This window comes from Caballeronia pedi (assembly GCF_001544915.2).
Taxonomy (GTDB): Bacteria; Pseudomonadota; Gammaproteobacteria; order Burkholderiales; family Burkholderiaceae; genus Caballeronia; species Caballeronia pedi.
Genome location: NZ_FCOE02000022.1, coordinates 101,766 through 127,700 on the forward strand (window position 1 = coordinate 101,766; position 25,935 = coordinate 127,700).

The following is a 25,935-nucleotide window of genomic DNA, read 5'->3' on the forward strand; positions in this document are numbered from 1 at the left end:
CCGAAGGAAGACTGAAATGGCCAATCCGATTCTGCCCGACGACGCTCCCGCTTTCGCCCGCCGCTACATGAACCTCGCGGACCCGCGACTCGGCGCGCAGGCGCTCTTCGCCACCGACGAATTCTTCGCGCCGAAAGATCGCATGCTGGAACCGCAGCCGGCGGTGTTCATCCCCGGCAAGTACGACGAACACGGCAAGTGGATGGACGGCTGGGAAACGCGCCGCAAGCGCACGACGGGCTACGATCACTGCATCGTCAAACTGGCGCGCGCGGGCGTGATTCACGGCATCGACATCGATACGAGTCACTTCACCGGCAACTTCCCGCCGGCGGCGTCGATCGACGCGTGCTACAGCGAAAGCGCGAATCCGCAGCAAGACGGCGACTGGCGCGAGATCGTGCCGTCGACGACGCTGCAGGGCAATCATCATCACTATCTCGAAATCGGCGATACGCGCGCTTACACGCATCTGCGCGTGAACATCTATCCCGATGGCGGCATCGCGCGCTTGCGTGTCTATGGCCAGCCGAAGACGGACTTTTCGCGCGTCGAACGCGGCACGCTGCTCGATCTCGCGGCGATCGAAAACGGTGCGTATCTCGTCGCGGCGAACAATCAGCATTTCGGTCCCGCGTCGCAAATGCTGATGCCGGGACGCGGCGTGAACATGGGCGATGGCTGGGAAACGCGTCGCCGGCGCGAGCCGGGCAACGACTGGGCGATCGTCGCGTTGGCGAATCCCGGCGTGATCCGCGCGATCGAAGTGGACACCGCGCACTTCAAGGGCAACTATCCGGACCGCTGCTCGCTGCAGGCGGCGCGCGTGGAAGGCGGCACGGATGAATCGCTCGTCACGCAGGCGATGTTCTGGCCCGTGCTGCTTGACGAGCAGAAACTCTCGATGGACAGCGTGCATCGTTTCGAAAAGGAGATCGCCGCGCTCGGACCGGTGACGCACGTGCGCTTCAATATCTATCCGGACGGCGGCGTGTCGCGGCTGCGCATTTTCGGTGAACTGGAATGAAGACGCTGACGCTGGAACCGCTGACGCGCGAAGCCTTCGTCCCGTTCGGCGACGTGATCGAACTCGAAGGCGCGCGCCATTTTCCGATCAACGCGGGCACGACCGAGCGCTTTCACGATCTCGCGAATGTCGAAGTCGGTTTCGAAAACGGCGGACGGCCGCTCATCAACGTGTTTCGCGGCCAGCCGCGCCCGCAGCCGGTCGTGATCTCGATGATGGAGCGTCATCCGCTCGGCAGCCAGGCGTTCGTGCCGCTCGCGGACGTGCGCTATCTCGTCGTGGTCGCGCCCGCGGGCGAGTTCGACTCGGCGAAGCTGCGCGCCTTTTACGCGCACGGCTGGCAAGGCGTGAACTATGCGCGCGGCGTTTGGCATCACCCGTTGATCGTGCTCGACAAGGCCGGCGATTTCATCGTAGTGGATCGCGGCGGCGATGCGCCGAACTGCGATGAGATCGATTTGCAGGATCGATACACGCTGATCGAACACGCAGTGCACGCCGCGTGACACGCTAATCGAAATGCAACTGCGAATCGATCGCAGACGCAAATCGCAAAACGCACAGGCGAAACGAAACCGCCGTCCATCGCGAGATGGACGGCGGTTTTCATTTCCGCGCGCCGCGAAGCCGGCGCTCGAAACTCAGTGCTTGCGATGCGGGCAGTTTTCCTTCGTGCATGCGCCGTACAGCGCGAGCGCATGCTCGTGGAGCTTGAAGCCGCGATCCTTCGCGATCGATTGCTGACGGCGTTCGATCTCCGCATCGAAAAACTCTTCGACGCGGCCGCAGTCGATGCACACGAGGTGATCGTGGTGCGATCCCTCGTTGAGCTCGAAGACGGCCTTGCCCGATTCGAAATTGCTACGCGACAGCAGGCCGGCCTGCTCGAACTGCGTGAGCACGCGATACACCGTCGCGAGACCGATATCGAGCTCTTCGTTCAACAAGCTGCGATACACGTCTTCAGCGGTCAGATGGCGCACCGGACTATGCTGAAAAATTTCGAGGATTTTGAGGCGGGGCAGGGTCGCCTTGAGCCCGATATTTTTGAGATCGGCGGGATTGGTCATGGCTAGGCATCCCTAGAGTACAATTCAAGGTTCTCATAGTAATGCGTTTTTCCGATTCCCGACATCCCGCGCGGATGCAAGGCGAATCGGATGAAAAGAGCGCGACCTCGGAGCGCCTCGCGTGAAAGGTGAAATGTTCGTCAAATCTTTATCGAATTGCAGGGAGAGCCGTCGCATGCGGGGAATCGTGATCGCAGCAACCTTGGCCGCATTGCTCGCCGGCTGCTCGGCGTACGACAGCGTTACGCAGAAGATCGCGCAAAGCATCACGCCGTATCGGATCACGGTCGTGCAAGGCAATTTCGTTTCGCAGGAAGCAGCGAATCAGATGCAGGTCGGCATGTCGCGCGATCAGGTCAAGCAGCTTCTGGGCACGCCGCTTCTGAGCGACATGTTCCACGCCGATCGCTGGGACTATGTGTTCTATTTCAAGCGCGGGTCGACGTCGATCGTGCAGCAGCGTGACTTCGTCGTGAACTTCGCGAGCGATCGCGTCGTGAGCTGGTCGGGCGGCGAGAATCTGCCGTCGAACCTCGAACTGCTCGCGGAGATCGACGGCGACAAGGGCATCAAGGTCGCGAAGCCGGTGGCGCCCACGGCGGCATCGGCGCCGGTGGCGTCGACGGCTGCAGTGACCGCGCCGGTCGGCGAGCCGTCCACGCAGCCGAACACCGCAGCCGCGTTCGCGGGCGACGCCAATCAGGAAGCCGCACAGGCCGCCAATCGCGCCACGTCGCAGGTCGACATGCCGACAGGCCGCACGCAGTCGTCGGTGCGCGCGAACGTGCCGCAGACAGCGGGCGGCGCGCCCGGTTCGAGCGGCCAGAGCGGCAGCAACTCGCAGATTCAACTGAAGCGCCGGCCGCAGACCATCAACATTCCGGACAGCAGCGCGGTGGGCCCGGCGGGCTCGTCGCCCACGCCGGCCAATGCGGGCGGTCAGGCGCAGTTCTATCTGCCGCAGCAAAGTCAGTAAGCAGTTCAGCCGTTTGCGGATGAGGCCGCGCCAGGCGTTTCGACCTGGCGTCGCTTCATCCGGCCAGCCCATCCGCATCATCCATCGCGCGTCGCGCGCGCGATTCAGATTCAATACGAGACTGCCATGAAGATCGCCATTGCCGGGGCATCGGGCCGCATGGGCCGGATGCTGATCGAAACCGTTCTCAACGATTCCGAAGCGCAACTCGCCGGCGCGCTCGACCGGCCCGGCGTGCCGCAACTCGGGCAGGATGCGGGCGCGTTTCTCGGCAAGACCACGGGCGTGCTGCTGACCGACGACATCGAGCGTGTGTTCGCCGATGCCGACTATCTGATCGACTTCACGCGCCCCGAAGGCACGATGACGCACCTCGAAGCCGCGTTGCGCCACGACGTGAAGATGATCATCGGCACGACTGGGTTCTCGGACGAGCAGAAGGCGCAACTGAAGCAGGCGGGCGAGAAGATCGGCGTGGTGTTCGCGCCGAACATGAGCGTCGGCGTGAATGTCACGATGAAGCTGCTCGAATTCGCCGCGAAGCACTTCGCCACCGGATACGACATCGAGATCATCGAGGCGCATCACCGGCATAAGGTCGATGCGCCGTCGGGCACCGCGCTCGGCATGGGCGAAGTGATCGCCAAGGCGCTCGGCCGCGATCTGAAGGACTGCGCCGTCTATGCGCGCGAAGGCGTGACGGGCGAGCGCGATCCGTCGACTATCGGCTTCTCCGCGATTCGCGGCGGCGATATCGTCGGCGATCACACGGTGCTCTTCGCGGGCATCGGCGAGCGCATCGAGATCACGCACAAGTCGGCGAGCCGTCTGTCCTATGCGCAAGGCGCGCTGCGCGCCGCGCATTTCCTGCAAGGACACGACAAAGGCTTCTTCGACATGCAGGACGTGCTCGGCCTGCGCTGATCGTTTATCTCGACGATGGCAGCGACTGGCGTCATTCACTATCTGCAATCCGGCGACGCCGTCACGCATGCGGTCGCGGGCGTGCTGCTCGCGATGTCGCTCGCGAGCTGGTGCTCCCTGCTCGTGAAGGCGTGGATTCTCGCGCACGCCAAATGGCAAGGGCCACGCGCCTTGCAGCGCTTCTGGCAGGCAGCGAATCTGAAAGACGGCATCAGTGCGCTACGCAGCGCGGATCGCGAGCGCGTTTTCCTGCCGCTCGCCGAAGCCGCGTGGCACGCGTCCGAAACCGACATGCCCGGTGCAATGCTTGCGCGCGTCGAGCGCAGCGAGCGGGTCTTGCGCGCGCTGCGCGAGGCCATGCTGCGTTCGCAACGCAGGCTCGAATTCGGCCAGGTTCTGCTCGCATCGGTGGGCAGCACGGCGCCGTTCGTCGGCCTGCTCGGCACCGTTTGGGGCATTTATCACGCGCTCGGCAGCATCGCGTCGAGCGGGCAGGCGATGATCGAAAACGTCGCCGGGCCGGTCGGCGAGGCGCTCATCATGACGGCGTTCGGGCTGGTCGTCGCGATTCCCGCCGTGCTCGCGTATAACGTGCTCGGCCGCTACGTGCGGCAGATTTCCGAGGAGCTCGACGGCTTCGCGCACGATCTGCACACGTTCGTCTGCGGCCCGTCCGAGTAGGAGCGCGCGACGATGGCCTTCGGCGGACTCGACAAGAAGCCCAACGGCGCGCCGATGGCGGATATCAACATGACGCCGCTCATCGACGTCATGCTCGTGCTGCTCGTCATCTTCATCATCACCGCGCCGCTGTTCACGCACGCGATCCGGCTGGATTTGCCGAAAGTTGCGTCGCAGCCCGCGCGTGAGACGCCGCAGACCGTCACGCTTTCCATCGACGACGCCGGCAAACTCTTCTGGAACGACACGCCCGTCAGCTTCGAACAGATGCGCGCGCGCTTCGCCGATGCCGGCAAGACGGCGCAAAAACCCGAGCTGCATTTGCGGGCGTCGAGCGCGACGCGCTACGAGGTCATCGCGCAGGTGATGGGCGCGGCGCAGCAGGCGGGGCTCGAGCGCATCGGCTTCGTCACCCAGCCGGCGCGGCCGCAGGCGCAAGCGCCCGCGCGATAAGCGCGCGAGTTGCCGCGCATCGAACGGTATAATCGCGTTTTTCCCCGTTCGGCGGGCCGTGCAGAAGTCAGCAGGCCCGAATTCCGACGCCGCGCCGTGTCAGCAATGCCGCAGCGCCTGGACTCGTCGCCCAGATCAGTAGCGGCTGGTTCCAAAGTCCGTTCCCAGCATTTGCCGAAAGCCAAACCACACCATGCACGATAAATACGTACCCGCCGACGTCGAATCCGCCGCGCAGAGCAACTGGCGCGCGAACGACGTCTACCGGACGACCGAGACGTCGGCCAAGCCCAAGTTCTATTGCGTCTCGATGCTGCCGTATCCGTCGGGCAAGCTGCACATGGGGCACGTGCGCAACTACACCATCAACGACGTGATGTACCGCTATCTGCGCATGAACGGTCACAACACGCTGATGCCGATGGGCTGGGACGCGTTCGGCATGCCCGCCGAGAACGCGGCGATGGCGAACAACGTGCCGCCGGCGAAGTGGACGTACGAGAACATCGCGTACATGAAGAAGCAGATGCAGTCGATGGGCCTCGCCATCGACTGGTCGCGCGAAGTCGCCACCTGCTCGCCCGAGTACTACAAGTGGAACCAGTGGCTGTTCCTGAAGATGCTGGAAAAGGGCATCGCGTACAAGAAGACCGGCACGGTGAACTGGGACCCGGTCGACCAGACCGTGCTCGCGAACGAGCAGGTCATCGACGGGCGCGGCTGGCGCTCGGGCGCGCTCGTCGAAAAGCGCGAAATTCCGATGTACTACCTGCGCATCACCGATTACGCGGACCAGTTGCTCGACGATCTCGAAGGCCTCGGCTGGCCCGAGCGCGTCAAGATCATGCAGCAGAACTGGATCGGCAAGAGCTTCGGCGTGAATTTCGGCTTCCCGTATGAAATCGACGGCGAAGCGAAGTTGCTGCGCGTGTTCACCACGCGCGCCGACACGATCATGGGCGTGACCTTCGCAGCGGTCGCAGCGGAGCATCCGCTCGCCACGCGCCTCGCGCGCGACAACGCGGATCTGCAGGCCTTCATCGACGAATGCAAGCGCGGCGGCGTGGCGGAAGCCGATGTCGCCACGATGGAAAAGAAGGGCGTGCCCACGGGCTTCTTCGTCACGCATCCGCTGACGGGCGCGCAGGTCGAGGTGTGGATCGGCAATTACGTGCTGATGTCCTACGGCGAAGGCGCGGTGATGGGCGTGCCGTCGCACGACGAGCGCGATTTCGCGTTCGCGAAGAAGTACGGCTTGCCGATCAATCAGGTGATCGACGTCGCTGACAAGACCTATTCGACCGACGCGTGGGAAGAGTGGTACGGCGACAAGACCGCCGGCCGCCTCATCAATAGCGGCAAGTACGACTGCATGACCACCGAGGAAGCCATCGACGCGATCGCCGCCGATCTCAAGGCGAAGGACCTCGGCGACAAGCAGGTCACCTGGCGTCTGCGCGACTGGGGCATTTCGCGCCAGCGCTACTGGGGCACGCCGATTCCGATCATCCATTGCCCGAACTGCGGCGACGTGCCGGTGCCGGAGAAGGATCTGCCCGTCGTGCTGCCGGAAGACCTCGTGCCGGACGGCTCGGGCAATCCGCTCGCCAAGTCCGAAGCGTTCCTGAACTGCGCGTGCCCGAAGTGCGGCGCGGCGGCGAAGCGCGAAACCGACACGATGGACACTTTCGTCGATTCGTCCTGGTACTTCTCGCGCTACAGCGCGCCGGACGCGAGCACGATGGTCGACGAACGCACCGATTACTGGATGCCGATGGATCAGTACATCGGCGGTATCGAACACGCGATTCTGCACCTTTTGTATTCGCGCTTCTGGACCAAGGTCATGCGCGACATGGGCCTCATCAAGTTCGGCGAGCCGGCGAAGAACCTGCTCACGCAGGGCATGGTGCTGAACGAAACGTTTTATCGGGAAGACGCGGCCGGCAAGAAGACCTGGTACAACCCGCTCGACGTCACCGTCGCGCACGATGACAAGGGCCGTCCGAGTGGCGCCACGCTGAATGCGGACGGTCAGCCGGTCGTGCTCGGCGGCGTCGAAAAGATGTCGAAGTCGAAGAACAATGGCGTCGATCCGCAGACGCTGATCGACCAGTACGGCGCGGATACCGCGCGTCTGTTCGTGATGTTCGCGGCGCCGCCTGAGCAGTCGCTCGAATGGTCGGGCGCGGGCGTGGAAGGCGCGAGCCGCTTCCTGCGCCGCGTGTGGCACTTCGCGCACGACAACGCCGACGCGCTGCGCCAGCACGCGAAGCTCGACGCCTCGACGCTCAACGACGCGGACAAGACGCTGCGTCGCGAAATTTACACGGTGCTCAAGCAGGCCGATTTCGACTACGGCCGCCTGCAGTACAACACGGTCGTCTCCGCCGCGATGAAGATGCTCAACGCGGTCGACGGCGCGAAGAGCGCGGGCGCCGGCGCGCTTAACGAAACCTTCGGCGTGTTGCTGCGCGTGCTGTATCCGGTGGTGCCGCACGTCACGTTCCAGTTGTGGTCGGAACTCGGCTACGAGAAGGAATTCGGCCCGCTGCTCGACGCGCCTTGGCCGAATGTGGACGAAGCCGCGCTCGAGCAATCGGAGATCGAACTCGTGCTGCAGGTCAACGGCAAGGTGCGCGGCGCGCTGACGGTCGCGAAGGATGCATCGCGCGAAGCCATCGAAAAGGCGGCGGTCGCGCACGAAATGTTCGAGAAGTTCGCGGAAGGACGCGCGCCGAAGAAGGTGATCGTGGTGCCGGGGCGTCTCGTCAACGTGGTCGTCTGATGCGCACAACCATGGGAGTCGATGTGACCGGCAAAGTCAGCACGAGCAGGCGCTCGTTTCTCACGCTCCTCGGCGGCGCGGCGATGCTGTCCGCCTGCGGCTTCCAGCTACGCGGCCAGCAGGACTACGCGTTCAAGCGGCTCGCGATCACGGGCGGCGTGCCGCAGATGGTCGCGCGCCTCGAGCGCATGGTTCAGGGCGGCAGCGACACGGTGATCGTCAAGCCTTACGAGAAGCCGGACGCGACGCTCACGCTGTCGGAAGGTCAGGGATTGCGCACACTGAGCCTGAATGCGCAGGGCGTCGTGCAGGAGTACGAGCTCGTCTACAACGTGAACTATTCGCTGACAGGCGCCGATGGCACGCTGCTGATTCCGCCGAGCGCGATCGTGTTGAACCGCTCGATGACCTATAGCGATCAATACACGCTCGCAAAGGGCCAGGAAGCAACACTGCTCTACAACGACATGCGCAACGACGCAGTCGATCAGTTGACGCGCCGTCTCGCGACGGTGCGCTCGCTGCATCCGGCGCCGGGCGAACAGACACCGGGCGTCTCGCCGCGCGCGCCGCTGCCGGTGCCGCCGCTCTGATCGCGCGCTCGCCAGCATCATGCAACTGAAGCTCGACGCGCTCGAAGCGCACCTCGCGAAAGGCCTGAAGGGTCTGTACGTCGTCTACGGCGACGAGCATCTGCTCGCGCAGGAGGCGTGCGACCGCATCCGGGCCGCGGCGCGCGCGGGCGGCTTCACGGACCGCGCGGTATTTACCGTCGAGCGTGGCTTCGACTGGAGCGGGCTCATCGGCGCGACGCAATCGATGTCGCTGTTCGGCGACCGTCAGCTGATCGAACTGCGCATTCCCACCGGCAAGCCGGGCAAGGAAGGCGCGGAAGCGCTGAAGACGCTCGCCGGCGCCGATAACCCCGATGTCGTGACGCTCGTCACGCTGCCGCGTGTGGATGGTGCGACGCAGAAGTCGGGCTGGTTCACGGCGTTGACCGGCGCGGGCGTCGCGCTGAAGATCGATCCGATCGAACGCGCGCAATTGCCGATGTGGGTCGGCCAGCGGCTCGCGCAGCAAGGTCAGCGCGTCGCGCCCGGCGAGGAAGGTCGGCGCGCGCTGTCGTTCATCGCCGAACGGGTGGAAGGGAATCTGCTCGCCGCGCATCAGGAAATTCAGAAGCTCGGGCTGTTGTATCCCGAGGGCGTGCTCACGTTCGAGCAGATCCACGACGCGGTGCTGAACGTCGCGCGCTACGACGTGTTCAAGCTCAACGAGGCGATGCTGACGGGCGATGTCGGCCGCCTCGCGCGCATGCTCGACGGCCTGAAGGGCGAAGGCGAAGCCGCGGTGCTCGTGCTGTGGGCGCTCGTCGAAGAGGTGCGCACGCTGTTGCGCATCAAGCGCGGTGTCGCTTCTGGCAAGCCGCTCGCCACGCTGTTGCGCGAGAACCGCGTCTGGGGTCCGCGTGAACGGCTGATCGGTCCGGCGCTCTCGCGCGTGACGGACGAAGCGCTCGAAAAGGCGCTGTCGCTCGCGGCGCGGCTCGACCGGCAGGTGAAGGGGCTTTCGGGCAGCACGGGCAAGCGCGGCAGTGAGCCGCCGCCGGACCCGTGGGCCGGCATGTTCGAACTGGCGATGGCGGTCGCGCACGGCGGCAAGCCGGCGCAGGCGCCGCCAGCGCCACGACCGCGTCGCTAGAACGCTTCTGTCACGTGCTGTTGCAATTCGTGCAACGGCTTAGAATGAACGCATCGACGCTTCGGCCATGCAGGCGGCTCAGGAAAGCGGAACACGGATGAGATCCACGATGAACATCGATCAATACATGACCGACCTCGGCCGCCGCGCCCGTGCGGCGTCGCGCGCGATGGCGCGGGCGTCGACGGCGGCGAAGAATGCGGCGCTGCACGCGGTGGCGGACGCCATCGAACGCGAGCGCGAATCGCTCAAGCAAGCGAACGGACGCGATCTTGCCCGCGCGCGCGAAAAAGGCCACGACGCCGCCTTCATCGACCGCCTGACGCTCTCCGACAAGGCGCTGAACACGATGGTCGAAGGCTTGCGGCAGGTGGCCACGCTGGCCGATCCGATCGGCGAGATCAGTGGCCTCAAGTTTCGTCCGAGCGGCATTCAGGTCGGGCAGATGCGCGTGCCGCTCGGTGTGATCGGCATCATCTACGAATCGCGGCCGAACGTGACCATCGACGCGGCCGCGCTGTGCCTCAAATCCGGCAACGCGACCATTCTGCGCGGCGGCTCCGAAGCGCTCGAATGCAATACAGCGCTCGCGAAGCTGATCGGGGTCGGGCTGGAAGCGGCCGGATTGCCGCAGGACGCAGTGCAGGTCGTCGAGACGGCGGACCGCGCGGCGGTCGGCAAGCTCATCACGATGACCGAGTTCGTCGACGTGATCGTGCCGCGCGGCGGCAAGAGCCTGATCGCGCGCCTGATGGAAGAATCACGCGTGCCGATGATCAAGCACCTCGACGGCATCTGTCACGTGTACGTGGACGATCGCGCGGATCTGGCGAAGGCGTCGGTGATCTGCGACAACGCGAAGACGCATCGTTACGGCACCTGCAACACGATGGAAACGCTGCTCGTCGCGCGCGGCATCGCGCAGCAAGCCTTGCCGCAACTCGCGCGCGCGTTTCAGGCGAAGGAAGTCGAACTGCGCGTGGACGCCGAAGCGCGCGCCGTGCTCGAAGCGTCGAAGATCGGCGGACTCGTCGATGCGACCGTGGAAGACTGGAGCACGGAATATCTCGCGCCGGTGCTCGCGATCAAGATCGTCGGCGATCTGGACGAAGCGATCGAGCATATCAATCGCTACGGCTCGCATCACACCGACGCAATCTGCACCGAAGATCACGACCGCGCGATGCGCTTCCTGCGCGAAGTGGATTCGGCGAGCGTAATGGTCAACGCCTCGACGCGCTTCGCCGATGGCTTCGAATTCGGCCTCGGCGCGGAAATCGGCATTTCGAACGACAAGCTGCACGCGCGCGGCCCGGTCGGCCTCGAAGGGCTGACATCGCTCAAATACGTCGTGCTGGGGCGCGGCGAAGTGCGTCAATAAGCACGAGTCGACAAGAACAACGATGCTCTGGATCAAATCGCTGCATATCGTGCTGGTGGCCTCGTGGTTCGCGGGGCTTTTTTATCTGCCGCGCATTTTCGTGAATCTCGCGATGGAAACCGATCCGGCGGCCACCGCGCGACTGCTGCTGATGGCGCGCAAGCTGTTCCGGTTCATGACGTTCATCGCGGTGCCCGCGCTCGCGTGCGGGCTGTGGCTGTGGCTCGTCGTCGGGATCGGCGCGGGGCAGGGATGGTTGCATGCGAAGCTCACGATCGTCGCGTTGATCATCGTGTATCACGCGTATTGCGGGCGCTTGCTGCACACCTTTCAACGTGGCGAGAACAAGCGCTCGGACAAGTGGTATCGGATGTTCAACGAGCTGCCGGTGCTGGGCTTGCTCGGCACGACCTTGCTCGTGGTGATCAAGCCGTTTTGAGGCGTTGCTCTTTGACGAGATCGAGCACCATTTCGCCGAAAACTTCCGGACGCCCTTCGAAGAAGCGCTGCACGACGTTCTTTTCGAGCATGTAGCGGCGCAGCGATTCACGCTCGTCGTGATTGTTCGCGAGTCGCACGGCGGCTTCGATGTATTCCTCCGCAGTCTCCGCGACCATCCAGCCGGGCATATAGGCGCGCATGAACATCGCGCCGTCGATGCGCTCGAACACTTCGCGGCCTGTCTTGCAGATGCCCGGCAACCCGACCGAAAACGCGTCCACGATGCCGTTCGTGTTGCCGAAGGGGAATGGACTCAGGAACATGTCCATGTCGTTGAGATAGTTCACGTAGTCCATATAGGACTGGGTGGGCATGACCGTGCCGTTTTTCTTGACCATCGCCTGTCCGGCCACTTTCGCCAGATGCAGCAGCGTGACAGCATTGCCGCCACTCGTCAGAAAATGGAAGTGGACCGGAGCCTTGCTGCGCGCGGATATCTGCCGGCACGCCTCCAGAAAGCTGGGAGAGAGTTTCATCAGGCTCGCCGCGATTCCGATATTGACTCGTCCTGCCACCTTCTTCTTCCGGGGCGCGATTGCTTCCATAAGCGCCGAAGGCCGATAGGGTTGGCCATCTTTGGGAAGCCTGAGAAGCGCCTCGCTGAAGCACGCCGGATCGCCGACGTAGTCGTCCTCGACGCTGACATAGTCGATGCACTCGGAGTGCGTCGTGGCGGGATGGCCCAACCCTGCGATCTGTAGCGGCGCCAGGCGCATGTTGGACACAAAGATTGACAATAGCGACATGCCAACGCTCGGCATGTAGAGAACGTCGGGGCATTCCGCCTCCGCGAATTCGCGAATCGCGGTGAGCTCGCCGACAAAGCCCAGATCGTCAGGCAAGTCGATCACTCGCGTGAAGACCTCGCGCCCGAGAGTACCGATTGCGTCCGCTCGACACATCGCCACGATGTCGAAGTGGGCGCGCGCGGCGAGCAGCGTGCGGGAATGCGTGCGCATGATCGAATGGCCGTCCGTGAAAGCTTCCAGCACGACGAGCATGAGCGGTCGCGCCCGGCTGGCGCGTTGCGGAGCGGTGAGGTCCGGATTCAGATCGGCCAGTCCGCTGCTCGCAAGCGCCTTGCGCACGAGCTTGTTGATGCTCCGTTTGATCGCGTGCCGGTGTTCGATCTCGGCATACGTGCAATGCATGTAGAGTTCCAACAAGCCCTTCATCTCGATGTCCCGGAGATCGCTCTGTTCGTCGAGCGTCCTGTCGAGCCAATCAAGCAGTGTTTCGCGATTGCGGTGCGCATCGGCGCTGCCGGGAAGCATCTCACCGGCAGTCGCGATGGCCAGGTTGAGCGTGGGAACGGGGTCCGCGCGCATGCACGCGGGGTAGTCGAGGGGCAACTGCGTTTCGGAGTTGCACAGAATGCTGAGCCTTTTTACCGCGTCGGGAAACGGGAGTTGAACGGTCCCGTCTTCTGCGACAGCAGGAAGGTACCTGCGCGCGACATGATCCGCATTTTTGAGGGGGGCAGCGCCGAGCAAATGCTGGATGAGTGAGCGAGAGCCTGATAAGCGGGCTAACTGCGCCTCTGTGAGCGTAAATTCGGTATTGCCGAGAAGACCGGTGATGGCCGCCGCCATGCGAGCGGTGAAGCGTTCGAGCGACGCCTCTCTGCTGGGACGTGGCCATGCCCCGGAAGGCGCCATCAGAGTCAGCGGATCAGTGAATGGTTGCTCGCGAAGCACGGCATTGAGTTCGGAAAGCTGCGCGATGGCTTCATCCGGCTTTGCGCCATGGCAGCAGGATTCGAAGCGTTCGACGGAGAAGGAACTGCTCATTTGCGACCCAGATAAGCGAACGGAAATAAGGACAGCATAGGCCATCGATCGCCGCTTATCCGACGGTGACGCCGCCTCTGCCGCTTACGCTCCCACCCGCCGTCCTTCCAGCACGTCCTTCGCTTCGGCAAGTTTGTCCGCCAGCGCGGGTCCGCGGGCCAGCGCCAGTCCGACCGCCAGAATGTCGCCGATCGCGAGATGCGACACGCGCGATGTCATCGGCGAAAAAATGTCGGTGTCTTCATCGACATTTGCGAACAATCCGACCGTCGCCATGCGCGCGAGCGGCGAGTGGCCGTGCGTGATCGCGATGACCTTCGCGCCGCCGTTCAACGCCGATCTGCACGCGTCGAGAATGTCTTTGGTGCGCCCAGTGTTGGAAATCGCTACGACGACGTCGCCCGCGCCGAGCAGCGCGGCAGAAGTGGTGTACGTATGCGGATCGGAGTATGCGACAGACGGCACGCCCAATCGAAAAAATTTGTGCTGCATGTCGAGCGCGGCGATGCCCGATCCGCCCGCGCCGTAGAACTCGATGCGACGCGCCTCGGCCAGGATCGCGATGGCCGCAGCGACGCTGTCCGACGACAGCGTATTGCGCACGGCGATCAGCGCGCCGATGGTCCGGTCGAGCACTTTGGCCGCCACGCCCGCAGGCGGCTCGTCCGTGCGCACGTCGCGATAAACGGTGGGAACGTCCGCTGCTATGTTTTGAGCCAGGCGAATCTTGAATTCCCGGAAGCCCGAAAAGCCGAGCGCCTGGCAGAACCGCGCGATGGTCGGCTGACTGACACCGGCACGCGCCGCGAAATCGGTCATCGACAGGTCGAGTACCTCGCGCGGTGCTTCGAGCACGTAATCGGCCAGCTTGCGCTCGGACGGCCGCAGTTGCTCGCGCTTCGTTTCGACTTGGGACAGCAACATCGGAAATCTCGCCTATGCTGAAAATTGCTTGGGACTATAGCCGAAGATCGATCATGTACAAATACTACAAAATTTACCGTCGCAATCTAAGGGAAATCCCGTAGATCGTTTCTGCGTAAGTGTTTCGATTCATGTGGTCACTTAAAATATCGCAGCGAATGTTCGTTGTCAGCGTGTAGTTTTTCTACTAATATCGCGAACACGGCAATATCGCACGACGATTCGAACGCCGTTCCCTGCAACATTCCACCCAACGTCGACGGCAGGCGCGCCGGGCGTAAGACGAAGGAGCTTCGATGGTTTCCCCGCATTCGCAACTCAAAAAAGTCACCGACCGCATCATCGAACGCAGCAAGCCGACGCGTTCCGCATACCTGGCGCGCATCGACGCCGCGCACGGCAAGTTTCCGGCGCGCGGCGCGCTTTCGTGCGCGAATCTGGCGCATGGCTTCGCCGGACTTGAAGGCGAGGAAAAGATAGCGATCAAGGCGATTCGCGAGCCGAACATCGGCATCGTCTCGTCCTATAACGAGATGCTGTCCGCGCACGCGCCGTACAAGAGCTTTCCGGACATCATCAAGCAGGCGGCGCGCGAGCACGGCGGCATCGCGCAATTCGCGGGCGGCGTGCCCGCCATGTGCGACGGCATCACGCAGGGCAACGCCGGCATGGAGCTGTCGCTCTTTTCGCGCGAAGTCATCGCGATGAGTACGGCCGTCGCGCTCACGCACAACATGTTCGACGCGGCGCTGTGCCTCGGTATCTGCGACAAGATCGTGCCGGGGCTCGCTATCGGCGCGTTGCAATTCGGCCATTTGCCGACCATTTTCGTGCCCGCCGGCCCGATGACGAGCGGCCTCACCAATGACGACAAGGCCAAGGTGCGTCAGGAATTCGCGACCGGAAAATGCGATCGCGGCGCGTTGCTCGAAGCGGAGTCGGCGGCATATCACGGCCACGGCACCTGCACGTTCTACGGCACGGCCAACAGCAACCAGATGCTCATGGAAGTGATGGGGCTGCATCTGCCGAGCGCGGCGTTCGTCCACCCGCACACGCCCCTGCGCGACGCGCTCACGGCCGAGGCCGCGCGTCGCGTGCTCGATATCACGCTGGAACGCGGCAACTACACGCCGATCGGGCATGTCGTCGATGAAAAGGCGATCGTAAACGGCATCGTCGCGCTGCTGGCGACGGGCGGCTCGACCAACCACACGCTGCATCTCGTGGCGATCGCGCGGGCGGCGGGCATCGTGATCGACTGGAACGATTTCGACGAGCTTTCGCAAGTGGTGCCGCTGCTCGCGAAAATCTACCCGAACGGCAAGGCCGACGTGAACCATTTTCACGCGGCGGGCGGCGTCGCGTTCCTCGTGCGCAATCTGCTCGAAGGCGGCTTGTTGCACGAAGACGTGCAGACGGTCGCCGGCAAGGGGCTGTCGCACTACACGAAGGAGCCGAAGCTCATCGACGGCAAGCTGCAATGGGTCGACGGCGCACCCGAAAGCCATGACACCAAGGTGCTGCGTGGCATCGGCGAGCCGTTCCAGCCGGACGGCGGGTTGCGGTTGATGCAGGGCAAGCTCGGGCGCGGCGTCATCAAGATTTCGGCGGTCGCGCCGGATCATCGCGTGGTGAAGGCGCCGGCCATCGTGTTCAATTCGCAGGAAGAAGTGCAGGAAGCGTTCGACAAGGGCGAGCTGAAGCGCGATTTCGTCGCCGTGGTGCGCTTTCAGGGCGCGCGGGCAAACGGCATGCCCGAGTTGCATCGTTTGACGCCGCTGCTCGGCGTGCTGCAGGATCAGGGCTTCCACGTCGCGCTGGTCACGGACGGGCGCATGTCGGGCGCGTCGGGCAAGGTGCCGGCGGTCATTCACGTGTCGCCCGAGGCGCTGTTGCAAGGACCGCTCGGCAAGGTCCGCACCGGCGACATGCTCGTGATCGACGCGCCCGCCGGCGTGCTCGACATCGAAATCGATGCGAACGAGTGGGCTTCGCGGGAAGTGCAGGCGCCGCTCTATCAGGCGGACAACGAAGCAGGATTCGGACGCGAACTGTTCGGCGTATTCCGTAGCGCAGCGCTGCCGGCGGAAGAGGGAGCGTCGGTGTTCGGCGCGCTCATTGGCGCGACGTCCGCGCACGACGGGGCGAACGGTGCGGCGGCCTCGCATGAGAAAAATCCGCTGCGCGACAACGCGCGCGCCGCGGCATCGGCGCTGAACAAGGCGCACGCCACGCATCATTGAACCTCGCAACGTCGAGAACCCGCGGACAGATCGAATGGCGCCGCATCAAAAACAGGAGTCGCATCAAATGAAATCGGTAAGCGAAATCGTGCGTCTGGGCCCGGTGATTCCGGTGCTGGCGTTCGAAACGGTCGAGCAAGGTGAACATGTGTCGCGCGCGCTGCATGCGGGCGGTGTGAAGGTGCTGGAAATCACGCTGCGCACGCCGGCAGGCATCGGCGCGATCGAGCGCGCGAGCCAGTTGGCGGACGATATCGTTGTCGGCGTCGGCACCATCACGAAACCCGAGCATTGCGCGCAGGCGAAGAAGGCGGGCGCGCAGTTTGGGGTGTCGCCCGGTCTCACGAAGGACATGCACAAGGCCGCGCAGGATGCCGGCTTGCCGCTGCTGCCGGGCGTGATGACGCCCAGCGATATCATCGCCGCGATGGAGCTGGGCTATGAAATCGTCAAGTTTTTCCCGGCGCAACAGGCGGGCGGCATTCCGATGCTGCAGGCGTTCTACGGACCGTTCCCTAATCTGAAATTCTGTCCGACGGGCGGGATCACGGCTGAGACCGCAACCAACTTTCTCGCTCAGCCGAATGTGGTGTGTGTCGGCGGCTCCTGGCTGACGCCGAAGGCGGCGCTTGCCGCGCAGAACTGGGAGGAAGTCACCCGTCTCGCCCGTGCCGCGAGCGAGTTGGCGCCGCACCAGTAAGGTTGTTGTTGTACCAGAAGGCGCGTCGCGACCGTGTGAGCGGTCGGACGCGCTTTTTTGCTTTCAGTCCCTGTCGGCTCATCTGCTCTGCTGTCGCTTCTGCTTGGGCGACCATTCTTTCGCTTTGTGAATCAGATTAATTCGAATTTCAAAAATCACAGCGATTAAGACGATTTGCGCTTCAATTAAGACTCAGATAAGACTGCTCTCAATTATCCCGGATGTGCTGGGAATTTCACCGCTAGTTCTATATATTTAGGCTTCAGAAGTTCCCCGATATATTTAAAGGCGCGGAAGCGTTTCAACTAGGAAATTTCGGCGCGTCTTGCGCAAAGGCTCCTTACTTCCGCCGCTGCTGCATGAGTCCAGCAACGCCACGCCGCCCGCTGCTTCAGTCCTTGCGGGCCGCCGCGACCAAGTTACCGCGGAACCTCTTTTTCCAAGAGCGTAGTTTCGTCTTTTTTCAGGATGCCAATCCGATGACCATTCGAGTCGGAATTTCAGTCGTCACGCATCAAGGCCAAAACATCTGGCAAAACGGCCTGGGCCAGAACGTGATCTTTTTGGCGGAAGCGCTTCAGAAGCTTCCATTCGTCGAGAGCGTTTCGCTGATCGACGTAGGCGACCAGAACGCATTGCCGCCGCAAGTCGACGCCGCGTCGAAGGGTTTGCGCATCATGCGCATTCCGGATGCGACCGATGCCGTCGACGTCATCTTCGAAATGGGCGGTGCGCTCGACACGCAATGGCTCGACCTCATGCGCGCCCGTGGCAAGAAAGTCGCCTACTACTGCTGCGGCCAGCCTTACGTTGGGCTCGTCGAGTCGCCGGTCTTCGACAAGCCCGTTCATGTGATGCGTCCCGACCGTTACGACCAGGTCTGGCTGATGTCGAAGGACCGTCTGTCCGTCCCGATGATGCGCACGCTGCATCGCTGCCCGGTTCATCTCATTCCGTTCATCTGGCATCCGCAGTTCGTCCAACAGCGCATCGCGGAAGTGGAAGAACACGGTTTGCGTTACGGCTATGAGCGCCGCGCGAACGCGTCGGCTCAGCCGGCCATCCAGCCGCAGGGTTTCCGCGTTGCAATGTTCGAGCCGAATATTTCGGTGGTGAAAACATCGAGCATTCCGATGCTCGTCTGCGAGGAAGCGTATCGCGCAGATCGTTCGAGCGTCTCGGCCATGCATGTGCTCAATTCAATGCACATGAAGGATCACCCGACGCTCATGTACATGGCAAACTCGCTGGATATCGTGAAGGATTCCAAGGCGACGTTCCATGGCCGTAACGACATCGCCGGCTTCATGGCGCAATACGCCGATGCCGTGGTGTCGCATCAATGGGGCAACGATCAGAATTATCTTTATCTCGATGTGCTCTACGGCGGTTATCCGCTGATTCACAACTCGCCGTGGCTCAAGGACGCGGGCTACTTTTTCCCGGGCTTCGACGCGCAAGAGGGCGGACGCCAACTGCTGCGCGCCTTCCGTGAACACGACAGCAATCTCGATGCATACCGCGCAGGTGCGCAGCGCGTGATCGATTCGGTGAATCCTTTCAATCAAGCAAACCTGGATGCCTTCGCAGACCGGTTGATCAACCTTTGCCAGGGAAGCAAGCTCGAGGTAGGCGTATGAACATGCAAAGCAAATCCCGCATGCCGGAGCGGATCAATGTCGGCGTTTCCATCTACATCCGCAAGGGCGAGCAATCGCTTTGGGAAAACGGCATTTTTCAGAATTGTCTTTATCTCGTGATGTTGCTGATGCGCTCGCCGCGCGTGAAGTCGACCTATCTGGTGACGGGCGGCGGCGACGGCGGTCCCGAAGACGCCAAGCGCTTTCTTTCGGATTCGCCGGTGCCGCTCATCGACATGGAAACGGCCCAGACGAAACTCGACGTCATGATCGAAATGAGCGCGCAACTCAACAAAGAGTGGTCGGTGAAGTTCCGTGAGCGCGGCGGCAAGATCATTACGATGCGCGTGGGCAACGACTACGTCATCGACATCGAACGCATGGTGTTCAACCTTCAGCACGCGCTGCTCGTTTCGGGCGCGCCTTACGATGAAGTCTGGACGCTGCCGGAATACGAAGTCAGCTGCAAGCCGTATTTCGAAACGCTGTTTCGCGCGCCGGTCAAGCTCATGCCGCATCTGTGGAGTCCGGTCGTGCTCGACCGCGAAGCCGCGAAGCTGCCGAACGGTCAGAAATTCGGCTATCAGCCGGGCCGTCGCCGCTGGCGCGTGGGCATTTTCGAGCCGAACGTCTGCATGGTGAAGACGAGCTACATCCCGATGCTCGCCTGCGACGCGGCGCATCGCGAGAATCCGGACATGCTCGAACGCGTATGGGCGTACAACACGTTCAAGCTGAAGGATCACGCGGCGTTCGCCGGCTTCGCGCAGAGCCTCGATTACGTGAAGCACGGGCTCGGCAACTTCGAAGGGCGGTTCCCGTTCGCGCAGATCGTGCCGGCTTCTGTCGATGCAGTGGTCAGTCACCAGTGGGAAAACCCGCAGAATTATGTGTACTACGAGGCGCTGCACGGCGGCTATCCGCTGATCCACAACTCGCATCTGATCGGCGATTGCGGCTACCGCTATCACGATTTCGATTGCGAAGAAGGCGGTCGCGCGTTGCTTCGCGCCTTCGCTGAGCATGACGCCAATCTCGAGAGTTACCGCTCGACCGCGAAGAAATTCCTTCACACGCTCGACCCGGAAAACGAAGAGAACGTGCGGACCTATACAGAGGCGATCGAGGCTGTCTACGCGAGGGCGTAAGCGCGAGGTTGAGGAATTTTGCCGCGAGGCAATGGAGTTACTTGGAATGAAGAAGCTGAGAATTGGCATCACCATCGGTCTGTTTCACGAGGCCGAAACGCTGTGGAACAACGGTATCAAGCAGAACGCGGTCTTTCTCGCTGAAGCGCTTAAGAACTGTCCGAATGTCGAGAGCGTCGTGCTAGTCAATACGACGCACGTGGCAATCACGAAACAATTGCCGTGGGACCTGGAGCGCTGGCCCACCGTCACTTTCGATGGCGCGAAAGACAACATCGACGTGCTGATCGAACTCGGCGGCCAGATCAGCCCGGACGCCACGGAGTATCTGAAACAGCGTGGCGCGCGCCTCGTCTCGTATTGTTGCGGTTTCGAATACGTCCACACGATGGAGTCGATTCTGTTCAACAGACCGAGCTTCGGCGACAACCTGTTCGTGAACCAGCGTTACGACGACATCTGGATGATCCCGCAGGTCGCGAACATCAGCGCGCCGTACTTCGAGGTGATGCGTCGCCAGACGGCGCAGGTCGTGCCGTTCATCTGGAGCCCGATGTTCCTCGACGCACGCAGCGCATCCTTGCCGCATTCGGGTGAATATCAGCCGAAAGCGGGCCCGCGTCGCCTGAGCGTGATGGAGCCGAACATCAATGTCGTGAAATTCTGTCTCTATCCGGCGATGATCGCGGAAATGGCCTATCGCGAGCGCCCGAACGACATCCAGTTGCTTCAGGTCACGAACGCGCAGCACCTCGCCACGGAGTGCAGGGAGTTCATTGCGTTGATGAACCAGCTCGACATCGTTCGGAATCACAAGGCGGTGTTTCTTGGCCGCTTCGACACGCCCACGTTTCTGGCCGAGAACACGGACATCATCGTGTCGCATCAGTGGGAAAATCCGCTGAACTACTTCTACCTGGAAGTGTGCTGGCAGGGGTATCCGCTGGTTCACAACGCTACGTTGTGCACGGATCTCGGTTACTACTATCGTGACAACAACGTGAACGAAGGCGCGCGGCGGGTCGTCGAGGCCATTGATCAGCACGATTCGCAGCTTGCGCAATATCGGGATAAACAGCGTGCGCTGATTGCTCGGTATCTGCCGGATAACGCTGAATTGGTCGGCGGCTATGCCGGACTGCTCGACGCGCTTATCAAGAAGCCGTTGCGCTGAAACGACGTTTTCGGCATTTCCATTTGAGGTTAGTCAAGCGCCATGTCTGATCGGATGATCAGACATGGCGCATTTGTGCTTTCCGCGGCTGTGCCCGGTTGACGTTTGATTGGTTGAACGCGTAACAAACGAGCACGCGTAGGAGCAGACTCTTCGAAAATCCGAGGTGTCAAGACGAGGATGCGTCAAAAAGTATCCAAAAAATTCCTTCTAAGAAAATTAGGATGACTAAATAAATTATATCAATGGGATTTTTCCGAAAAATATATTTTTCGTGAATTTCTTAACGGCTTCTGCGGTTTCATTGAATTTAGGACATGTCCGCTTCATTGAGGTGGCGCTCCCGAATATTCTCTGCCGTGGTCAAAGGTGCTTCCTTTTTTTGTTTTGTAAAAGACGATCGTTTTTTGTGGGTCAATCCGGTTTATGAATAAGTCATACCGCAGTATCTGGAATGAGAAGGTAGGGACGTTTGTCGCGGTCGCTGAGACCGCGATGGCGCGTGGCAAGAAGAGTTCTGGCGGCGCGGTATGCGACCCGGAAGGTGGTCAGGAAGCTTTTGATGCAAGCGCACGCCATGACAAGAGCGCTGGCCCGAAAGTCGCGCTACGCACGGCCGCCGGTGTTGGCGCTTCGGTTGCGATGCTATTCGGCGGTCCGAACGCCATGGCCGAGACCACGTCGCCCAGTTTCGCGGTCTGCACGAATGGGACCGCAAACGGCTTCGGTAGCGCGGGTACTACCGGTCCTGTCGATTGCGCGCCGACTTACACTGGCGGAAATTTCAATGGCGTCGTAATTCAAGCTGGCACTCAGGGGGGTACTACCCTCATGACCATCGGCGCCGATGGAAATATCAACATGAAGTCAAGCAAAATTGTGTTCAATGCCAGCACAATTTCGTTCGGTAACGTAGCGCTGAGCAACGTGGCGAACGGAAGCATTGCTTCTGGCAGCGCCGAGGCTGTGACCGGCGGGCAGTTGTTCTCTGTCTCGACTGCGCTCTCCGGTTCCGTGAGCACGATGGTCTCGACCATCACGTACGGCTTCACCTCTATGTCCACGGCGGTCAGCTCCATGTCGGCCGGCGTGGCTGGCGCATCGACGAGCATGTCCACCGCGGCGAGTTCGCTGTCCACGGGCTTGAATTCCCTTTCGACCAGCACGTCCACCGCGCTCAACTCGATGTCGACGTCGTGGAACACACTTTCAACGAACACTTCGACTACGGTATCGTCCATGTCGACCGCCGTTACGTCGATGTCGACCACGGTAAACTCGCTGTCCACCACGGTCAGTACCGCCAGCAGCAAGGTAACGAGCCTTTCCACCAGCCTGAGTTCTCTTTCGATCTCGGCCTCCACAGGCTTGAGCACGTTGTCCACGTCGGTTTCCACCGGGATCAATTCGCTTTCCACCGGTTTGAGCACGACGAACAGCGCGGTGAGCAGCCTCTCCACCGGTCTGAGCACGACGTCGAGCAAGGTTGACAGTCTCTCCACGGTCGTCAGTACGACCACCAGCGCGGTGGGCAGTCTTTCGAGCGTCGTCAGCACGACGAACGAGACCGTCAATAGCGTATCCACGGGTCTGAGCACCACCAACGTCGCGGTGAGCAGTCTCTCCACGGGCCTGAGCACCGTCACCAGTTCCGTCACGAGTCTCTCGACTGGCTTGAGCACCGCCAATAGCGCGGTAACTTCGCTCTCGTCTGGCCTGAGCACGACCAATAGTGCGGTAAGTTCGCTTTCCTCCGGCCTGAGCACGGCCACCAGCGCGGTAACGTCACTGTCGACTGGCTTGAGCACGACCAACAGTGCAGTAAGCTCGCTGTCGACTGGCTTGAGCACGACCAACAATGCGGTAAGCTCGCTGTCGACTGGCTTGAGCACGACTAACAGCGCGGTAAGCTCGCTGTCGACTGGCTTGAGCACGACCAACAGTGCGGTATCCAGCCTGTCCACCGGCCTGAGCACCACCAATAGCAACGTCACCAGTTTGTCGAGTGGCCTCTCGACGTTGTCGTCTTCGGTGTCGACAAGCGTCAACTCCCTCTCGGCCGGCCTGAGCACTGCCAACAGCGGCATCAGCAGCCTCTCCACGGGCCTGAGCACCGCCAATAGCAAGGCAGACAGCCTCTCCACGGGCCTGAGCACGGTCAACAGCAAGGCAGACAGCCTCTCCTCGGGCCTAAGCACGACCACGTCCACGGTGAACTCGCTCTCGACCGGCGTGAGCACGATCAGCAGCACCGTGACGAGCTTGTCCACGGACCTTACGTCGCTGTCTACCTCTGCGTCCACGGGCATCAACTCGTTGTCGACGGGTCTGAGCTCGACCAATAGCGCAGTCAACAGCTTGTCGACGGGTCTCAGCACGACCAACAGCACGGTGAGTTCGCTGTCCACCGGCCTGAGCACCACGAAGAGCGCCGTCAGTTCCCTGTCGACCGGTCTGAGCACCACGAACAGCATGGTGAGCTCGATGTCGACCGGCGTGAACAGCATGTCCACGGCGCTGAGCACGACCAACAGCACGGTCGATTCGCTGTCGACCGGCGTGAGTACGGCCAGCAGCAAGGTCGACAGCCTGTCCACCGGTCTGAGCACGACGAACAGCAACGTTGCCAGCCTGTCGAGCAGCGTCAGTTCGCTGTCGACGGGTCTGAGCACGACCAATAGCGCGGTCAGCAGTTTGTCCACTGGCCTCAGCTCGACCACGAGCAAGGTCAACAGCCTGTCGACGGGCCTGAGCACGACGAATAGCACGGTGAGTTCGCTCTCCACCGGTCTGACGTCGTTGTCGACGTCTGCCTCGACGGGTATCAATTCGCTGTCGACCGGCCTGAGCACGGCCAGCAGCAAGGTCGACAGCCTGTCGACCGGTTTGAGCACCGCCGGCAGCAAGGTCGATTCATTGTCGACGGGTCTGAGCACGACCAATAGCAACGTCGACAGCCTGTCGACGGGTCTGAGCACGACCAACAGCACGGTGAACACGCTGTCGAGCACGGTGAGCACGCTGTCGACGGGTCTGAGCACAACCAACAGCGCGGTCAGCAGTCTGTCAACTGGCCTCAGCACCACGAGCAGCAAGGTGGACAGTCTGTCCACGGGTCTGAGCACGACCAACAGCAAGGTCACCAGCCTGTCGTCGGGCCTCAGCACGCTGTCGACTTCGGCCTCTACCGGTATCGCCACCCTCTCGACGGGGCTGAGCACGACCAACAGCACGGTCAGCAGCCTGTCCGCGGGCCTGAGCACGACCAGCAGCAAGGTCGATAGCCTTTCCACGGGTCTGAGCACAACCAACAGCACGGTCACGAGTCTGTCCTCCACGGTCAACTCGCTCTCCACCGGTCTGAGCACGACGGGCAGCGCCGTGAGTTCGCTGTCGACGGGCCTGAGCACGACCAACAGCACTGTCGATAGCCTCTCGACCAGCCAGGCTACGCTTTCCACGTCGATGTCGACGGGCATCAACTCGCTGTCGACGGGTCTCAGCACGGCGAACAGCGCGGTCAACAGTCTGTCGACCGGCCTCAGCACGACCAACAGCAACGTCACTTCGCTTTCGAGTTCGGTCAACACGCTTTCGACCGGCCTGAGCACGACGAACAGCAACCTGGGTCTCCTGTCGACACGTCTGAGCACGACGAACAGCACCGTCGGCAGTCTTTCGACCGTGCTCAACGACGCGGTCATGTACGACGATTCGACGCACTCGAAGGTCACGCTGGGCGGCTCGGGCAAGCCGGCGGTGAAGCTGACGAACGTGGCGGACGGCACGGCGAATCCGGATGCGGTGAACTTCGGCCAGTTGACCTCGCTGTCGACCTCCGTGTCGACTGGACTCAACTCGCTCTCGACGGTAATGTCGACTGCGGGCGCCGACGTAATCTCGTCGCTGTCCGTGACAGTGTCGAGCAGCGTCAACTCGCTCTCGACCGGCATCAGCACGGCCAACAGCGGTCTGAACAGCCTCTCCATCTCGACCTCCACGACGGCAAGCTCGCTGTCCACGGGTCTCAGTTCGCTGTCGGTCTCGACCTCGACCAGCGTCAACTCGCTGTCGACCGGTCTCAGTTCGCTGTCGACCTCGGCGTCGACCGGCATTTCCTCCTTGTCTTCGGGCTTGAGCTCGCTGTCGGCGTCGACTTCCACGGGCATCAACTCGCTGTCGGCCGGCGTGAGCTCGCTCTCCGCAGGCGTGAGCTCGTTGTCCACGGGCCTGAACTCGCTGTCGGTGTCGACCTCCACGGGCATCAGCTCGCTGTCGACGGGTCTGAATTCGCTGTCGACGTCCACCTCCACGGGCATCAGCTCGCTGTCGACTTCGACCTCGACGGGTATCAGCTCGCTGTCGACGGGGATGAACTCGCTGTCGGTGTCGGCCTCCACGGGTATCAGTTCGCTGTCCACGGGCCTCAGCTCGCTGTCGACGTCCACCTCGACGGGCATCAGCTCGCTGTCGGCGGGCGTGAGCTCGCTCTCCGCCGGTGTGAGCTCGCTGTCCACGGGCCTGAACTCGCTGTCGGTGTCGACCTCCACGGGCATCAGCTCGCTGTCCACGGGCCTGAACTCACTGTCGACGTCCACCTCCACGGGCATCAGCTCACTGTCGACGGGTCTGAACTCGCTGTCGACGTCCACCTCCACGGGCATCAGCTCGCTGTCGGTCTCGACCTCGACGGGCATCGCCTCGCTGTCGAGCGGCGTGAGCTCGCTCTCCGTTGGCGTGAACTCGCTGTCCACGGGCATGAGCACGCTGTCGAGCTCGACCTCGACGGCGGTGAACTCGCTGTCCAC

General features: G+C 62.2%; 20 protein-coding genes and 1 pseudogene. 18 read left to right on the plus strand and 3 right to left on the minus strand.

The annotated features are described in order from the left end of the window. Positions 1–16: 16 nt before the first annotated feature. A complete protein-coding gene (gene alc, locus AWB80_RS27245; RefSeq protein ID WP_061177777.1) occupies positions 17–1,027 on the plus strand; it encodes an allantoicase in 1,011 nt (336 codons plus the stop codon). After that, positions 1,024–1,533, plus strand: a complete 510-nt coding sequence (locus AWB80_RS27250; protein WP_061177778.1) for an ureidoglycolate lyase — start codon at positions 1,024–1,026, stop codon at positions 1,531–1,533. Before alc ends, AWB80_RS27250 begins: the two co-directional genes overlap by 4 nt. Positions 1,534–1,668: 135 nt before the next feature. Here AWB80_RS27250 and fur read toward each other — a convergent pair whose 3' ends face one another. Next, on the minus strand, positions 1,669–2,097 hold the full coding sequence (gene fur / locus AWB80_RS27255) for a ferric iron uptake transcriptional regulator (protein ID WP_035507641.1): 429 nt from the start codon (positions 2,095–2,097) through the stop codon (positions 1,669–1,671). Positions 2,098–2,272: 175 nt separating this feature from the next. Between fur and AWB80_RS27260 the strand changes: the two genes are divergently transcribed. From AWB80_RS27260 to AWB80_RS27300, 9 genes are all read left to right on the plus strand, one after another. After that, the gene (locus AWB80_RS27260) at positions 2,273–3,073 is read left to right on the plus strand and encodes an outer membrane protein assembly factor BamE (RefSeq protein ID WP_061177779.1); all 801 of its coding nucleotides are present in this window, start codon (positions 2,273–2,275) and stop codon (positions 3,071–3,073) included. A 126-nt stretch (positions 3,074–3,199) separates the two neighbouring features. Further along, on the plus strand, positions 3,200–3,997 hold the full coding sequence (dapB, locus tag AWB80_RS27265; RefSeq protein ID WP_061177780.1) for a 4-hydroxy-tetrahydrodipicolinate reductase: 798 nt from the start codon (positions 3,200–3,202) through the stop codon (positions 3,995–3,997). A gap of 15 nt (positions 3,998–4,012) precedes the next feature. Then, on the plus strand, positions 4,013–4,678 hold the full coding sequence (locus AWB80_RS27270; protein ID WP_061177781.1) for a MotA/TolQ/ExbB proton channel family protein: 666 nt from the start codon (positions 4,013–4,015) through the stop codon (positions 4,676–4,678). 12 nt (positions 4,679–4,690) lie between these two features. After that, positions 4,691–5,131 (plus strand): ExbD/TolR family protein, encoded by a 441-nt coding sequence (locus AWB80_RS27275; protein ID WP_061177782.1) that lies wholly within the window; start codon positions 4,691–4,693, stop codon positions 5,129–5,131. 193 nt (positions 5,132–5,324) lie between these two features. Further along, positions 5,325–7,919: a leucine--tRNA ligase gene (leuS, locus tag AWB80_RS27280; protein ID WP_061177783.1), complete on the plus strand. Its 2,595-nt coding sequence runs from the start codon at positions 5,325–5,327 to the stop codon at positions 7,917–7,919. After that, positions 7,919–8,512 (plus strand): LPS-assembly lipoprotein LptE, encoded by a 594-nt coding sequence (locus AWB80_RS27285; RefSeq protein WP_061177784.1) that lies wholly within the window; start codon positions 7,919–7,921, stop codon positions 8,510–8,512. Before leuS ends, AWB80_RS27285 begins: the two co-directional genes overlap by 1 nt. A 19-nt stretch (positions 8,513–8,531) precedes the next feature. Further along, on the plus strand, positions 8,532–9,623 hold the full coding sequence (gene holA / locus AWB80_RS27290; protein ID WP_061177785.1) for a DNA polymerase III subunit delta: 1,092 nt from the start codon (positions 8,532–8,534) through the stop codon (positions 9,621–9,623). A gap of 109 nt (positions 9,624–9,732) precedes the next feature. Further along, a complete protein-coding gene (locus AWB80_RS27295) occupies positions 9,733–11,004 on the plus strand; it encodes a glutamate-5-semialdehyde dehydrogenase (RefSeq protein WP_061177804.1) in 1,272 nt (423 codons plus the stop codon). A 22-nt stretch (positions 11,005–11,026) separates the two neighbouring features. Further along, positions 11,027–11,443 carry a CopD family protein gene (locus AWB80_RS27300; protein WP_061177786.1) on the plus strand — a complete coding sequence of 139 codons (417 nt, stop codon included), beginning with the start codon at positions 11,027–11,029 and terminating at the stop codon, positions 11,441–11,443. Here AWB80_RS27300 and AWB80_RS27305 read toward each other — a convergent pair. Together AWB80_RS27305 and AWB80_RS27310 are read right to left on the minus strand one after the other, a co-directional pair. Further along, positions 11,430–13,295, minus strand: a complete 1,866-nt coding sequence (locus tag AWB80_RS27305) for a hypothetical protein (protein WP_061177787.1) — start codon at positions 13,293–13,295, stop codon at positions 11,430–11,432. The genes AWB80_RS27300 and AWB80_RS27305 overlap by 14 nt on opposite strands. Positions 13,296–13,379: 84 nt before the next feature. Then, entirely contained in the window at positions 13,380–14,219 is an 840-nt protein-coding gene (locus AWB80_RS27310; protein WP_061177788.1) for a MurR/RpiR family transcriptional regulator, read from the minus strand. A gap of 296 nt (positions 14,220–14,515) precedes the next feature. On the opposite strand from AWB80_RS27310, the gene edd reads away from it, so the two are divergent. The 7 genes and pseudogenes from edd to AWB80_RS43505 all read left to right on the plus strand — a co-directional run. Beyond that, a complete protein-coding gene (edd, locus tag AWB80_RS27315; protein WP_061177789.1) occupies positions 14,516–16,465 on the plus strand; it encodes a phosphogluconate dehydratase in 1,950 nt (649 codons plus the stop codon). Positions 16,466–16,532: 67 nt separating this feature from the next. Beyond that, positions 16,533–17,165, plus strand: coding sequence for a bifunctional 4-hydroxy-2-oxoglutarate aldolase/2-dehydro-3-deoxy-phosphogluconate aldolase (eda, locus tag AWB80_RS27320; RefSeq protein WP_061177805.1), 633 nt, complete (start codon positions 16,533–16,535; stop codon positions 17,163–17,165). Between the two features lie 479 nt (positions 17,166–17,644). Then, positions 17,645–18,805, plus strand: a complete 1,161-nt coding sequence (locus AWB80_RS27325; protein ID WP_341866836.1) for a DUF2827 domain-containing protein — start codon at positions 17,645–17,647, stop codon at positions 18,803–18,805. After that, the gene (locus AWB80_RS27330; RefSeq protein ID WP_061177790.1) at positions 18,802–19,953 is read left to right on the plus strand and encodes a DUF2827 domain-containing protein; all 1,152 of its coding nucleotides are present in this window, start codon (positions 18,802–18,804) and stop codon (positions 19,951–19,953) included. The genes AWB80_RS27325 and AWB80_RS27330 overlap by 4 nt, the downstream gene beginning before the upstream one ends. Positions 19,954–19,999: 46 nt before the next feature. Further along, the gene (locus AWB80_RS27335) at positions 20,000–21,127 is read left to right on the plus strand and encodes a DUF2827 domain-containing protein (protein WP_061177791.1); all 1,128 of its coding nucleotides are present in this window, start codon (positions 20,000–20,002) and stop codon (positions 21,125–21,127) included. A gap of 426 nt (positions 21,128–21,553) precedes the next feature. Continuing rightward, positions 21,554–21,646: pseudogene (locus tag AWB80_RS45755) on the plus strand (ESPR domain-containing protein); the annotation flags it as partial. A gap of 342 nt (positions 21,647–21,988) precedes the next feature. Beyond that, positions 21,989–25,935: beta strand repeat-containing protein (locus AWB80_RS43505; protein WP_482764098.1), on the plus strand; the 3,947-nt coding region annotated here is incomplete at its 3' end.